At 72.5% G+C, this 12,601-nt stretch carries 14 protein-coding genes; 12 read left to right on the plus strand and 2 right to left on the minus strand.

What is annotated here, in order from left to right; all coding sequences use genetic code 11:
- Positions 1-22 precede the first annotated feature (22 nt).
- Positions 23-1,768: an L-aspartate oxidase gene (locus ACOJV9_RS00250; protein ID WP_420183175.1), complete on the plus strand. Its 1,746-nt coding sequence runs from the start codon at positions 23-25 to the stop codon at positions 1,766-1,768.
- Entirely contained in the window at positions 1,765-2,655 is an 891-nt protein-coding gene (gene nadC, locus ACOJV9_RS00255; RefSeq protein WP_420183176.1) for a carboxylating nicotinate-nucleotide diphosphorylase, read from the plus strand. The genes ACOJV9_RS00250 and nadC overlap by 4 nt, the downstream gene beginning before the upstream one ends.
- A 99-nt stretch (positions 2,656-2,754) precedes the next feature.
- Here the strand turns inward: nadC and ACOJV9_RS00260 are convergent, their stop codons facing one another.
- Entirely contained in the window at positions 2,755-3,570 is an 816-nt protein-coding gene (locus ACOJV9_RS00260) for a DUF3109 family protein (RefSeq protein WP_420183177.1), read from the minus strand.
- Positions 3,571-3,610: 40 nt separating this feature from the next.
- Between ACOJV9_RS00260 and ACOJV9_RS00265 the strand changes: the two genes are divergently transcribed.
- The 9 genes from ACOJV9_RS00265 to ACOJV9_RS00305 all read left to right on the plus strand — a co-directional run bounded on the left by ACOJV9_RS00265 (position 3,611) and on the right by ACOJV9_RS00305 (position 10,440).
- On the plus strand, positions 3,611-4,537 hold the full coding sequence (locus tag ACOJV9_RS00265; protein WP_420183178.1) for a Ppx/GppA family phosphatase: 927 nt from the start codon (positions 3,611-3,613) through the stop codon (positions 4,535-4,537).
- Complete coding sequence (locus tag ACOJV9_RS00270; protein WP_420183179.1) at positions 4,537-5,364, plus strand: sugar phosphate isomerase/epimerase family protein; 828 nt, start codon at positions 4,537-4,539, stop codon at positions 5,362-5,364. Before ACOJV9_RS00265 ends, ACOJV9_RS00270 begins: the two co-directional genes overlap by 1 nt.
- Positions 5,361-5,969, plus strand: coding sequence for a TetR/AcrR family transcriptional regulator (locus tag ACOJV9_RS00275; RefSeq protein ID WP_420183180.1), 609 nt, complete (start codon positions 5,361-5,363; stop codon positions 5,967-5,969). The genes ACOJV9_RS00270 and ACOJV9_RS00275 overlap by 4 nt, the downstream gene beginning before the upstream one ends.
- A gap of 72 nt (positions 5,970-6,041) precedes the next feature.
- Positions 6,042-6,782 carry an ABC transporter ATP-binding protein gene (locus ACOJV9_RS00280; RefSeq protein WP_420183181.1) on the plus strand — a complete coding sequence of 247 codons (741 nt, stop codon included), beginning with the start codon at positions 6,042-6,044 and terminating at the stop codon, positions 6,780-6,782.
- Positions 6,779-7,513, plus strand: a complete 735-nt coding sequence (locus tag ACOJV9_RS00285; protein WP_420183182.1) for an ABC transporter permease — start codon at positions 6,779-6,781, stop codon at positions 7,511-7,513. Before ACOJV9_RS00280 ends, ACOJV9_RS00285 begins: the two co-directional genes overlap by 4 nt.
- Before the next feature lie 72 nt (positions 7,514-7,585).
- Positions 7,586-8,536, plus strand: coding sequence for a proline dehydrogenase family protein (locus ACOJV9_RS00290; RefSeq protein ID WP_420183183.1), 951 nt, complete (start codon positions 7,586-7,588; stop codon positions 8,534-8,536).
- Positions 8,537-8,577: 41 nt separating this feature from the next.
- Positions 8,578-9,378, plus strand: coding sequence for a pyrroline-5-carboxylate reductase (proC, locus tag ACOJV9_RS00295; RefSeq protein WP_420183184.1), 801 nt, complete (start codon positions 8,578-8,580; stop codon positions 9,376-9,378).
- The gene (locus ACOJV9_RS00300; protein WP_420183185.1) at positions 9,371-9,916 is read left to right on the plus strand and encodes a GNAT family N-acetyltransferase; all 546 of its coding nucleotides are present in this window, start codon (positions 9,371-9,373) and stop codon (positions 9,914-9,916) included. Before proC ends, ACOJV9_RS00300 begins: the two co-directional genes overlap by 8 nt.
- Entirely contained in the window at positions 9,913-10,440 is a 528-nt protein-coding gene (locus ACOJV9_RS00305) for a GNAT family N-acetyltransferase (RefSeq protein ID WP_420183186.1), read from the plus strand. Before ACOJV9_RS00300 ends, ACOJV9_RS00305 begins: the two co-directional genes overlap by 4 nt.
- 201 nt (positions 10,441-10,641) lie before the next feature.
- Here the strand turns inward: ACOJV9_RS00305 and ACOJV9_RS00310 are convergent, their stop codons facing one another.
- A complete protein-coding gene (locus ACOJV9_RS00310) occupies positions 10,642-11,307 on the minus strand; it encodes a potassium channel family protein (RefSeq protein WP_420183187.1) in 666 nt (221 codons plus the stop codon).
- A 74-nt stretch (positions 11,308-11,381) separates the two neighbouring features.
- Here ACOJV9_RS00310 and ACOJV9_RS00315 point away from each other — a divergent pair, with 74 nt between their 5' ends.
- Positions 11,382-12,572: an acetoin utilization protein AcuC gene (locus ACOJV9_RS00315; RefSeq protein ID WP_420183188.1), complete on the plus strand. Its 1,191-nt coding sequence runs from the start codon at positions 11,382-11,384 to the stop codon at positions 12,570-12,572.
- Positions 12,573-12,601 lie beyond the last annotated feature (29 nt).

Below are 12,601 nucleotides of genomic sequence, written 5' to 3' on the forward strand. Positions count from 1 at the left end.
CCCGACTCCGGACGCCCTGAGTATGCCGTCCGCCCCCGACCGCGCCTCGGCCCCGGACCGCGCCCCTGCTCCCGACCGCCCGCCGGTCCACATCCCGCGGGCGCTCACCGCGCCCGCGCCCGGCTGGACCACCTCCGCCGACGTCATCGTCGTCGGCTCGGGCATCGCCGGGCTGACGTGTGCGCTGCGGCTTCGGGAGCAGGTCGACCGGGTGCTCCTCGTGACCAAGACCGTCCTCGACGAGGGCTCGACGGCGTGGGCGCAGGGCGGCATCGCGGCCGCGCTGCACCCGGAGGACTCCCCGGCCGAGCACCTCGAGGACACCCTCGTGGCCGGTGTCGGGCTCTGCGACCGAGAGGCCGTGGCGGCGCTCGTCACCGAGGGTCCGCCCCGGGTCCACGAGCTCGTCGCCCTGGGTGCGGAGTTCGACCTCGACGCGGAGGGCGAGATCAAGCTGACCCGGGAGGGTGGCCACCACCGCGACCGCATCGCCCACGCCGGCGGCGACGCCACGGGGCGCGAGATCTCCCGCGCGCTCATCGCCGCGCTGCACCGCGTCATCGACGACCCCGGCATCGAGGTGGTCGAGCACGCCCTCGTCGTCGACCTGCTGCAGGACCATGCCCGGGTCGGGGCACCGGTGACGGGCGTGACGCTCCACGTCATCGGTGAGGGGCAGCTCGACGGGGTGGGTGCGGCATACGCACGCGCCGTCGTCCTCGCCACCGGTGGGCTCGGCCAGATCTACACCTCGACCACCAACCCGCCGGTCGCCACCGGCGACGGGATGGCCGCGGCGCTGCGTGCGGGGGCTCGGATGACCGACCTGGAGTTCGTCCAGTTCCACCCGACCGTGCTGTTCCTCGGCGAGGGCTCGACCGGCCAGCAGCCGCTCATCTCCGAGGCGGTCCGCGGCGAGGGGGCCTTCCTCGTGGATGCCCAGGGCCACCGGATCATGGAGGGACGCCATCCGCTCGAGGACCTCGCGCCGCGCGACGTCGTGGCCCGGGCGATCCTCGAGACGATGCGCGAGCAGGACACCGACCACGTCTTCCTCGACGCGCGACACCTCGGCGCCGACTTCCTCGCGGCGCGCTTCCCCTCGATCGTCGCGAGCTGCCGGTCGCTGGGCTTCGACCCGGCGACGGACCTGCTGGCGGTCGCGCCGGCGCAGCACTACGCGTCCGGCGGGATCGAGACGGACCTGCACGGGCGGTCGTCGCTGCCCGGCCTCTACGCGTGCGGTGAGTGCTCGTGCACCGGGGTGCACGGCGCGAACCGGCTCGCCTCGAACAGCCTGCTCGAGGGCCTCGTCTTCGCCAGCCGGATCGCCCTCGACATCCCGGCGCGCATCGCGGCCGGCGAGCTGCCCGACGCCGTGGTCCCCGCCTCGCCGAGTCGTGCCGGCGACACCTCGCCCGGGGCCCTCGTCGACAGCTCGCAGCGCCTGACCGTCCAGCGGGCGATGACGCACGGCTCCGGGCCGGTGCGCTCGGCGGACGCCGGGGCGGCCACCGCGGCGACGCTCGCCGAGCTGGCCGCGTTGCCCCCCTCGACCGCCGCGCCGGGTCCGAGGTCGTGGGAGACCACCAACCTGCTGCACCTGGGTCTGGCGCTGACCGAGCTCGCGCGCCGGCGCGAGGAGACGCGCGGGGGCCACGTGCGCAGCGACTTCCCCGACCGCGACGACGCCCGGTGGCTCGTCCGCCAGAGCGTCACCGTGGCACCCGACCGAACCCTCCACCTCACCGAACGGACCCCGCCGTGACAAAGCACGCGACCGACCTCACCTTCCCCGAGGCGGACGCCCGCCGTGTCGTGACGGGCGCCCTCGACGAGGACCTCGGTGGCCCCGACGGCGTCGACGTCACCACGACGGCCACGATCCCCGAGTCGCAGACCACCCACGCGGCCGTCGTCGCGCGAGAGGACGGCGTCGTCGCGGGGGTGGCGGTCATCGCGCTGACCCTCGACGAGGTCGCCCGCCGGCTGGGCGCCACACCGGTCGAGGTGACGGCCAAGGTCGCCGACGGCGACCGCGTGTCGCGTGGTGACGTCGTCACGGAGCTCTCGGGGTCGACCCGGGTCACCCTCGTCGCCGAGCGGACCCTCCTCAACGTCGTCAGCCGCCTCTCCGGGGTCGCGACCCACACCCGGCGCTGGGCCGACGTCCTGGAGGGATCGGGCGCAACGGTGCTCGACACCCGCAAGACCACACCGGGCCTGAGGGCCCTTGAGAAGTTCGCGGTGCGCGCGGGTGGCGGCACCAACAAGCGGATGGGCCTGCACGACGTCGCCATGATCAAGGACAACCACAAGCTGGCCGCCGGAAGCCTCGCCGCGGCATACGCAGCGGTGCGCGAGCAGTTTCCGCAGGTGCCGGTGCAGGTCGAGGTGACCACGACGGCCGAGGCGCTGGAGTCCGTCGCGGCGGGAGCGCGGTTCCTGTTGTGCGACAACATGTCCACGACACTGCTGCGGGAGACCGTCGAGGCGGTGCGTTCGACCGGCGAGCAGGTCGAGATCGAGGCCACCGGAGGCCTGACCCTCGAGGTCGCCGCCGGCTACGCCGCGACCGGTGTCGACTACCTCAGCGTCGGCGGGCTCACCCACTCCTCGCCCATCCTCGACCTGGCCCTCGACCTCCGAGCCTGACGCGAACGTTGCCGACATCTTGTGACCTATTGGTCGAAAAGTGCGCACGTCCGGGGGTGTCGCCGGTGAGCGGGAGGACGACCACGGTGTGTCTGGGGGTCAGCGGCCCTTGCGGAGGGCGGGGGTGCCGGCGGCGACCGTCGCGGGGTGGACGAAGAGCGGCAGCAGCCGGCGGGAGGCCGGGGTGCGCAGCGCCTTGACCGCGGCGAGGTGGGCCTCGCAGCGGAGGACGAGCTCGAGGTAGGCCGGCTCGCCCATGAGCTCGACGAGCTCGGCGCGGTTGCTGCGGTAGACCGGCTCGGCACCGACGTGCGCGTCCGGGTTGCCGGAGCAGTACCAGTCGAGCTCGTGCCCGCCCGGCCCCCAGCCGCGCCGGTCGTACTCGCCGATCGACACCTCGAGGTAGCTCGTCTCGTCGGTCTGCTCGACCGTGCGGAAGGTCCGCCGGATCGGCAGCTGCCAGCAGACGTCCGGCTTCTGCGTGTGCGGGGCCTCGCCGGTGAGGACGGCGTGCTGGTGCAGGGCGCAGCCCGCCCCCGCCGGGAAGCCGGGACGGTTGAGGAAGATGCAGGCACCGTCGACGACCCTGGTCTTGCGGGCGCCGTCCTCGTCCTCGGTCCAGGCCGAGACCTTGGTGGGGTTCTTGCGGTCGGGCCGCATCTGCCACTCGTCCTCACCCAGCTCCTTGACGACGGCCGCCACGCGGGCGAGGTCGTCGTCGTCGGAGAAGTGGGCGCCGAGGGTGCAGCACCCGTCGTCGGGGCGGTCGGCGTAGATGCCCTCGCAGCCCGAGCCGAAGATGCACGTCCAGCGCGAGGTCAGCCAGGTGAGGTCGCACCGGAACCGTTGTGCCGGGTCGGCGGGGTCCGGGAACTCCACCCAGGTCCGGGGGATGTCCAGCGGGGTCTCGGCCACCGGCTCACCCTATGTCGCGGACGCCGACTACCGTGGACCCATGCGGCTCGGGGTGATCGACGTGGGTTCGAACACCGTGCACCTCCTCGTCGTGGACGCCCACAGCGGGGCCCAGCCGCTGCCGGCCAGCTCCCACAAGCGCGAGCTCCGGCTCTCCGAGCACGTCACCGACTCCGGCGCGATCGCCGACTCGGGCCGCGACCAGCTCTGCAGCTTCGTCGAGGAGTGCCTCGCGGTCGCCGACGACTCCGGCGTCGAGGACCTCATGGGTTTCGTCACCAGCGCCATCCGCGAGGCGCCCAACGGTGACGAGGTCCTCGCCGAGGTCAAGAACCGCACCGGGGTGCTGCTCGAGGTCCTCTCCGGGACCGACGAGGCACGCCTGACCTTCCTCGCGGCCCGCCGGTGGTTCGGGTGGTCCGCCGGCACCCTGCTCGTCGCCGACATCGGCGGAGGCTCCCTCGAGATCGCGCAGGGGATGGACGAGGACCCCGACGTCGCGATCTCGCTGCCGCTCGGCGCGGGACGCGTCACCCGCGACCACCTGGCCGGCGACCCTCCGGGTGAGGCCGCCGTCCGGGCCACCCGCAAGCACGTGCGCGCCACCATCGCCCGCGAGCTCCGCCCGCTCGCCAAGGCCGGTGCACCGGACCGCGTCGTCGGCACGTCCAAGACGATGCGTTCGCTCGCCCGCGTCACCGGCGCGGCTCCCAGCTCCGAGGGCATGTATGCCGTCCGCTTCCTCGAGCGCGCCGCCCTCGACGCCGTGCTGCCGAGGATCGCCACCATGACCGCCGCCCAGCGCAGCGGCCTCCCGGGTGTCTCGGCCTCGCGGGCCCGGCAGCTGCTCGCCGGAGGCATCGTGGCCTCGGCGACGATGGACCTGCTCGGGGTCGACCGGCTCGAGATCTGCCCGTGGGCGCTGCGCGAGGGCATCATCCTGCGCAGGCTCGACGGAATGCACTGATGGCGCCCCGTGACGGGGTGGCCATCCCGGACATCCCGGTCACGCTGTCCACCGCGTCGGTCTACCCGGAGAACTGCGCGTCCGCCTTCCAGTACGCCGCCCGCATGGGCTACGACGGCGTGGAGGTCATGGTCTGGACCGACCCGGTGACGCAGGAGGCCGGCGCGCTGCGCGCGCTCTCCGAGCTGCACGGCGTACCCATCCTGTCGATCCACGCCCCGACGTTGCTCATCAGCCAGCGGATCTTCGGCGTCGAGCCGTGGGGCAAGGTCGACCGGTCGCTCGAGCTGGCGCACGAGGTGGGCGCGAGGACGGTCGTGCTGCACCCGCCGTTCCGCTGGCAGAAGGAGTACGCACGGGACTTCACCGACGGCATCGCCACCCGCGAGCACGACTCCGGGATCACCATCGCCGTCGAGAACATGTACCCGTGGCGTGTGGGCAACCGCGTCATCGAGGCCTACCTGCCGCACTGGGACCCGGTGCCCCAGCCGTACGACCACGTCACCCTGGACCTCTCGCACACCGCCACCGCCGGCTCGGACGCCCTGGAGATGGTGGCCGCGCTGGGGCCGCGCCTGACGCACCTGCACCTCGCCGATGGGATCGGGTCGATGAAGGACGAGCACCTCGTTCCCGGCCGGGGGTCGCAACCCTGCGCGGGGGTGCTGGATGCGTTGGTGCACAACGGCTTTGCCGGCTCGGTCGTCGTCGAGATCTCGACCCGTCGGATGACGGCCGAGCAGCGTGAGATGTCGCTCGTCGAGTCCCTCGCGTTCTGCCGGCTGCACCTGGCCGCCGCCCTCGAGGTCGAGGAGGACGCATGAGCCCGCGGGGGCGTCGGCCCGGCGGAGAGGACACCCGTGCAGCGATCATCACCGCGGCCCGGTCGGAGTTCGCCCAGCGCGGCTACGACGGCACGTCGATGCGAGCCGTCGCCCGCGGGGCAGGCGTCGACCCACGGATGGTGCACCACTACTTCGACGGCAAGTCCGCCCTCTTCGCCGAGGTGCTCGCCCTGCCGGCGGACCCGGCCGTCCTCGTCGAGAGGATCGCGGCGGCCCCGCGGGCCCAGCTGGGTGAGACCCTCGCCCGGGTCTTCCTGTCGGTCTGGGACACCCCCGAGGGGCGCCAGCGCTTCGCCGCGATGTTCGCCGCCGCGGCGGCCCAGGAGGAGCATGCCCGGATGGTGCGGGAGTTCGTCGGGCACGAGATCCTGCGCCGCGTCGTCGAGACGCTGCAGGTGGACGACGAGCGCCCGGCCGGCGCCGGGTCCCTCGAGGTGCGGGTGGCCCTCGGCGCGGCCCAGCTCATCGGGATGGGAGTGCTCCGCTACGTCGTGCGTGTGCCGGCGCTCGCGGACGCGTCCGTGGACGAGATCGTCGCCGTTCTCGGCCCCACGCTCCAGGCGCACCTGCTCCCCGAAGGCTGACGCCTCGGGCGCAGCCGAGGCCCGCGAGAAAAGGGGGTTGTGCCATCCCGTCAGCGGGTCTAAATTCATCACATGATGAAAACCAGCGACGCCATCGTCGTGGAGCACCTGCGGGTGGTCCGCGGCGAGCGGGTGGTCCTCCCCGACCTCAGCGTCCGCGTGCCCGCCGGGGAGGTCGTGGGCCTGCTCGGCCCGAGCGGCGGGGGCAAGTCGACCCTGATGCGCGCCATCGTCGGCGTGCAGCAGGTCGAGTCGGGGAAGGTGACCGTCCTCGGGAAGCCCGCCGGCTCGGCCGGCCTCCGGCGCCGCGTCGGCTACGTCACCCAAGCGCCCAGCGTCTACGCCGACCTCACCGTGCGCCACAACCTGCGCTACTTCGCCACCGTCCTCGGAGCGAGCGGCGACGCGGTCGACCGCGCCGTCGACGCGGTCGACCTCACCAGCCACGCCGACACCCCGGTCGGGCGCCTCTCCGGCGGCCAGAAGTCACGGGTCTCACTCGCCGCGGCCCTCGTCGGCGACCCCGAGGTGCTCGTCCTCGACGAGCCGACCGTGGGGCTCGACCCGGTCCTGCGCCGCGACCTCTGGGACCTCTTCCGGCGCCTGGCCCACGAGCAGGGACGCACCCTCCTCGTGTCGAGCCACGTCATGGACGAGGCGACCCGCTGCGACCGCCTCCTCCTGCTCCGCGAGGGGACGATCCTCAGTGACTCGACGCTCCCCGAGCTGCTCGCACGCACCGGGGCGGTCGACGCGGAGCACGCCTTCCTCGGCCTCGTGGACGACGCCGCGCGGACGGGGGAGCGGTCGTGAACGCCCGGCTCACCCTCGCCACCGCGGTGCGCATCCTGCGCCAGCTCCGCTCCGACCACCGCACCATCGCGATGATGCTCGTCGTGCCGTGCGTGCTCGTCGGGCTGCTCGCCTGGATCTTCGACGGGACACCGGTCTTCGACCGGACCGGCGCGGCGCTCCTCGGGGTCTTCCCGTTCGTCGTCATGTTCATCGTCACGAGCGTGGCGACCCTGCGCGAACGCACCTCCGGCACGCTCGAGCGGCTGCTCACGACCCCGCTGGGCAAGGGCGACTTCATGCTCGGCTACGCCATCGCGTTCGGCACGATGGCCGTCATGCAGGCGCTGGTGGCCACGGCCTTCGCCGTCTGGGTGTGCGACCTCGACGTCGCCGGCCCCGTGTGGCTGCTCGTCGTCGTGGCCGTCTGCGACGCCCTGCTCGGCACCGCGCTGGGTCTGCTCGTGAGCGGGTTCGCGTCGACCGAGTTCCAGGCGGTGCAGTTCATGCCGGCGCTTGTCCTGCCGCAGTTCCTGCTGTGCGGGCTGCTCGTGCCCCGCGAGTCCCTGCCCAGCGTCCTCGCGGCCGTCTCCGACTGGCTCCCCCTCTCGTATGCCGTTGACGCGATGCGCACGATCGCCTCGGTCCCGGAGCCGCTCGGGGAGGTCTCGGGCGACCTCTCGGTCATCGTCGCCGCCATCGTGCTCGCCCTCGCGCTCGGCAGCCTCACCCTGCGACGGCGCACCCCCTGACGCGACGGGGCGCCCGCAGCGCGAGGTGCGTCGCCGGCATACGTCCTGAGTGGAGCGGTTAGCCTGACCTGCGTGGACGCCTCAGACCTCCTTCGCGGAACCCTCCTGCACCTGTCCGACTCGTCGATGGTCCGCACGACCATCGAGAAGGCGCCGGTGAGCCGGCACGTCGTCCAGCGCTATGTGCCGGGCACGGCGATCGCCGACGCGGTCGAGGCGTCCGCCCGGCTGCGTGCCACGAACCGCATGGCGACGATCGACTACCTCGGCGAGGACACGCTCGACGCAGGGCAGGCCGCTCACACCGTCGACACCTACGTCGGGCTGCTCCGGGCGCTCAAGGCACGCGACCTGTCCCAGTTCGGCGCCGCCGAGGTCAGCGTCAAGCTCAGCGCCGTCGGCCAGTCGCTGCCGCAGGACGGCGAGCGGATCGCCCTCGACAACGCACGCACCATCTGTGAGGCGGCCGCCGACGCGGGCACGACCGTGACGCTCGACATGGAGGACCACACGACGACGGACTCGACGCTGTCGATCCTCGCCGAGCTCCGCAAGGACTTCCCGGAGACCGGGGCCGTCCTCCAGTCCTACCTCCACCGCACCGAGTCCGACTGCCGCGACCTCGCCACGGCAGGCAGTCGCGTCCGCCTGTGCAAGGGCGCCTACAAGGAGCCGGCCTCCGTCGCCTACCAGGACGCCGAGGACGTCGACCTGTCCTACGTGCGGTGCCTCAAGGTGCTGATGGCCGGCGAGGGCTACCCGATGGTCGCGAGCCACGACCCGCGCCTCATCGACATCGCGCGTGCGCTGGCCAGCCGGCAGGGCCGTGAGCCCGACTCGTACGAGTTCCAGATGCTCTACGGCATCCGCCCCGACGAGCAGACCCGTATCGCCGACCGTGGTCACCAGATGCGCGTCTACGTGCCCTTCGGCGAGGAGTGGTACGGCTACCTCATGCGCCGGATGGCCGAGCGCCCCGCCAACCTCACGTTCTTCCTGCGCAGCCTCGTCTCCAAGGGCTGACCAGCCCGACGCGTCCGACCGGCGGGCACTACTCTCGCGCCATGGGAACGGTGGCGATCTTCGGTGCGGGTGTCATGGGCGAGACGTTGCTCTCGGGGCTGCTGCGAGCCGGCCGGCCCGCGGACGACCTCCTCATCACCGAGCGCCGCGCCGACCGCGCCGCCGAGCTGACCGACAAGTACGGCGTTCGGGCCCTCAGCAACGTCGAGGCGGCCCGGAAGGCCGACACCCTCGTCCTCGTCGTCAAGCCCCAGGACATGGCCGCGCTGCTCGACGAGATCAGCCCGCACGTCGCCGAGGGCAACCTCGTCGTCAGCCTCGCTGCCGGCATCACCACCGAGTTCCTCGAGAGCCGCCTGGCAGAAGGGCGCTCGGTCGTCCGGGTCATGCCCAACACCCCGGCCCTCGTCGACCAGGGGATGGCGGCGGTCAGCGCCGGGAAGCACTGCGTGCCCGAGCAGCTCCAGCACGCCATCGAGCTGCTCGCCGCCACCGGCAAGGTGACCGAGGTGCCGGAGAAGCAGCTGGACGCGGTGACCGCGATCTCCGGCAGCGGGCCGGCCTACATCTTCTACGTCGTCGAGGCGATGATCGAGGCCGGCGTCGTCCTCGGGATGCCGCGCTCCACGGCCACCGAGCTCGTGACCCAGACCCTCTACGGCGCTGCGACGATGCTGCGCGAGACCGGGCAGCACCCGACCGTCCTGCGTGAGCAGGTCACCTCCCCGGGCGGGACGACCGCGGCCGCCCTGCGCGAGCTCGACGACCACAAGGTGCGAGCGGCGTTCATCAGTGCGATGGAGGCTGCCGCGATCCGCTCGCGGGAGCTCTCCGGTGGCTGAGCGCGGCCACTCCGTCAGCATCGTCCCGGTCACCGAGGACAACTGGCGCACCTACCGCGACGTCCGCCTCGCCGCGCTGCTCGACACGCCACGCGCCTTCGCCAACACGTATGCCGTGAGCGCGGCCTATCCCGACGAGTCCTGGCTCGCCCGGCTCACCTCGATGACGGTGTGGCTGGCGCTCGACGCCGACCGGCCCGTCGGGACGGTTTCGCTCTGGCACGACGCCCGGCAGTCCGCCGACGAGGTGTACCTCATCGGCATGTGGGTCTCGGCGTCGGTGCGCGGCAGGGGCGTCGGTGACCTCCTCGTCGCGACCGCCCTCGGCGCGGCCGGTGAGGCCGGGTACGCCCAGGTGCGCCTCGAGGTCGCCGAGGAGAACCTGCCCGCCATGCGGCTCTACGAGCGCCATGGCTTCGTCCGTGACGGCAGCACGTGGGACAACCCGCTCTACGGCGGGATCCGGGAGATCGGGTACTCCGTCAGGGTGGACCCGGGTTGCTCCCGCTCCGAGGGGTCGGGGACAGTGGTCCCATGAGCGAGATCACCGTGCGCCCGCTGGGCGAAGAGGACTGGAAGCAGTACCGCGAGATTCGGCTGACCGCTCTGCGCGAGTCGCCGGAGGCCTTTGCGGCCACGCTCGAGGAGGAAGAAGCCTTCGACGAGGACTTCTGGCGCCTGCGGATGACGCGCTCCGACCGTCTCGTCGCCGAGCGCGACTCCGCGGCCCTCGGCATCGTCAGCGTGGGTGCCTCGTCCGACGAGAACCCGCACACCTCGGAGCTGTTTGGCCTTTGGGTCTCGCCCGAGGCGCGCGGCAGCGGTGTGGCCACCGCGCTCGTTCGCGCCGGCGCCGTGCTCGCTCGTGACAAGGGCCAGCGTCAGCTCGCCTACTGGGTGGGCAGCGACAACGGCCGGGCCGTGGCGTTCGCCAGCGGCTTCGGCTTCCGTCCCACGGCCGAGCGCCGGCCCATGCGGGTCAAGAGCGAGGACGACGAGGACGAGGTAGCCATGGTGCTGGCGCTCGGCGGCGACCGCGGGTCCGTTCCTACCGACTTCTAGGCTCTTCCGCCCGTCGCTGGGCTGTCGCGCAGGCGTATGCCGTTCGCCGCAGTCCCATCCGCGGCTCGCGCGCTGAGCGCGCTTCCCGCTCCCGCCAGGCCCAGCCAGCGGCGAACGGCATACGCCTTCGCTCCGCTCGGCATGCGCGGCTCCTTGCCCGCTTGTCCCGGGCCCGCGTCTCTGCCTCGCGGCTTGTTGGTCCTAGGGGCGGGAGGCGAGGCGTTCGAGGAGCTCGGTGGGGCCGCTGACGATGAGGGTGTCGTGGGCGGAGACCTTGGTGGAGGGGACGGCATACGTGAAGTCCTCGCCGGGGGCCTTCACGCCGACGATCGTCACGCCGTACTTCGAGCGCAGCGCGCTCTGCGCCAGGGTGAAGCCGATGGCCTCGGTGGGCGGGCGCATCTTGACGATGGCGAACCCGTCGTCGAACTCGATGTAGTCCTGGAGCTTGCCGCCGACGAGGTGGGCGACGCGCCGGCCCGTGTCGGCCTCGGGCCGGACGATGTGCTGCACACCGATCCGGTCGAGGATGCGCGCGTGCTCGGGTGACATCGCCTTGGCCCAGATGTCGGGGACGCCGGCGTCCACGAGGTTCGCCGAGGCGAGGACCGACGCCTCGATCGAGGAGCCGACGCCGACCACGGCGATCTTGTAGCGCTGCGCCTTGGCATCCCTGACCACCTCGGCCTCGGTGGCATCGGCATGGATGACCGAGCTGAGCCGTCCGAGGAACTTCTCGGCGAGGAACCCGTCCTTCTCGATGGCGACGACCCGGTGGCCCAGACGGCGCAGCTCGAGGGCCGCAGCCCCACCGAACCGACCCAGGCCCACGACGAGGACGTCGAGATCGCTGTTCTTGCCTCCCACGCATTCCTCCTGACGACGGACACAACGGGTCGAGGCTAGCCCTCCCACGGCCCCTGCCGGGTAGCGTGCCCGACATGGCTCATCGCACGCGCCTCGTCTGGGACGACGGCTTCACGGCCTACGACTTCGGGCCGACCCACCCGATGGGTCCCGTGCGACTGGCCCTGACGACCCGGCTCGCCGAGGCGCTGGGGGTCCTGGACGGCATCGAGGTGGTCAGTCCGGGTGTCGCGAGCGACGAGCTGCTCGAGACGGTTCACGACGCGGGCTACGTCGCGGCGGTGCGCGCGGCCTCGGCCGACCCCGCCCGCGCCGACGAGCGCCGAGGCCTCGGCACCGAGGACGACCCGGCCTTCGCGGGGATGCACGAGGCGAGCGCCCGGATCGTGCAGGGGACGGTCGACCTCTGCGACGCCGTGTGGAGCGGGGAGATCGACCACGGGGTGAACTACTGCGGCGGGCTGCACCACGCCATGGCCACCCATGCCGCAGGGTTCTGCATCTACAACGACATCGCCGTCGGCATCCAGCGACTCCTCGACAACGGCGCGGAGCGGGTCGCCTACGTCGACATCGACGTCCACCACGGCGACGGGGTGGAGCGGATCTTCTGGAACGACCCGCGGGTCCTCACGGTCTCGGTGCACGAGTCCGGACGGGCGCTCTTCCCCGGGACCGGCTGGCCGGCCGACGTCGGCGGACCGGACGCACGGGGGACGGCGGTCAACGTCGCCGTGCCCCCGGGCACCGGTGACTCCGAGTGGCTGCGGGCGATCGAGGCCGTCGTCCCCCAGGTGGTCGCGGCGTTCGACCCCCAGGTCCTCGTCTCGCAGCACGGCTGCGACAGCCACCGGCAGGACCCGCTCGCCCACCTGTCGGTCTCCATCGACGCCCAGCGCCGGGCACACGAGTGCCTCCACCGGCTGGCCCACGACCACGCGGACGGCAAGTGGGTCGCCCTCGGCGGTGGGGGCTACGAGCTCGTCGACGTCGTGCCCCGGTCGTGGACGCACCTCGCCGCCATCGCGGCCCACACCCCCGTCCCGGTGAGCACCGCCGTGCCTCAGTCCTGGCGCGACCACGCCCTCGAGGTCACCGGTCGCGACGGGCCCGCGACGATGGGTGACCTCGACCCCGCCGAGCTCCCCATCTGGGTGCAGCCGTGGGAGATGGGGCACAACCCCGACCGGCCCCTCGACGCGGCCATCCTCGCCACGCGCCAAGCGGTGTTCCCCCTCCACGGGCTCGACCCGTGGTTCGACTAGTGGGGGAATTTCCCCCACTGACCCGCGTG

Origin of the sequence: Knoellia terrae (genome assembly GCF_048606435.1) — a bacterium.
Classification (GTDB): domain Bacteria; phylum Actinomycetota; class Actinomycetes; order Actinomycetales; family Dermatophilaceae; genus Knoellia; species Knoellia terrae.